This is a genomic window from Aquabacterium soli (genome assembly GCF_003933735.1).
Classification (GTDB): domain Bacteria; phylum Pseudomonadota; class Gammaproteobacteria; order Burkholderiales; family Burkholderiaceae_C; genus Aquabacterium; species Aquabacterium soli.
This window is the reverse complement of the sequence record NZ_RSED01000066.1, coordinates 1-799: the sequence shown is the minus strand read 5'-3', so window position 1 is coordinate 799 and position 799 is coordinate 1. Positions and strand designations below refer to the sequence as shown.

General features: G+C 52.6%; 1 protein-coding gene. It reads left to right on the top strand.

Features of this window, described 5'->3' with window-relative positions; translation table 11 throughout:
- Window positions 1-722, top strand: a 722-nt coding sequence (locus EIP75_RS24215) for a hypothetical protein (RefSeq protein WP_158622973.1), incomplete at its 5' end; no start/stop codon positions are given.
- Window positions 723-799: the final 77 nt, after the last annotated feature.

Here is a 799-nt window from a genome sequence, read left to right as displayed (position 1 = left end):
GAACTAAGGCGTTAGGCTTTCGCAAGATGTTCAGAAACCTCACCGCCACCATCTCTGGACGTGCCGAACACGCCGTCTACGAAAACTTGGAAGGCAGCAATGTCACCTTCGACTCATGCGTTATCGGGAGACGCTCCAGCAAGGATGGACCAACTCTCCTTCGCAACGTTGTGCTACAGAATGCTCGCCACATTAACTGCGATATTTACACGGCCTCCCTTCAAGATGTGCTCCTTCATGGCTTGAAGCGGGAAGGTGGTGATCCTCTGTTTCTATGGGGCTGTGTGTTTAAACACGTCCAGATTAAAGGAAGGGTTGCCGGCCTCAAAATCAATAGATCCATATCCCCGGTTCCGGGGGTTCCTGACGAGGAACGCGCAGCCTGGGATCAACTCACTATTGAGTTTTATCGCTCGGTCGACTGGGCCCTGGACATCGCTGATGCCCAGTTTCCTGGGGGTGTTTCCTTCGAAGCAATTCCCGGCGACAAGGTGCGAATCAACCAGGAAACACAAGCACTGGTCAGGCGTAGCGCACTGCAAGAAAACGATTGGTGGCGCACGTACGACTTCGGTGTCACGCCGATGAAAATCGAACTCAAATCGTTTTTAGAAAGATCTCTCTTCGAGAGTGTCGTTGTTGCAGCCCGGACGGAGAGCAAGTATGCAAAGCAAGACATCGCCGCAATCAATGCTTTGCGATCAGCCGGTCTCGCTGAGTAGGCGTATAGAAACAACGCGAGCGAGCAATTTCAAGCGTGACTCCGTGCCTACGCTACCCAGCCTAACTGGTCGTATAT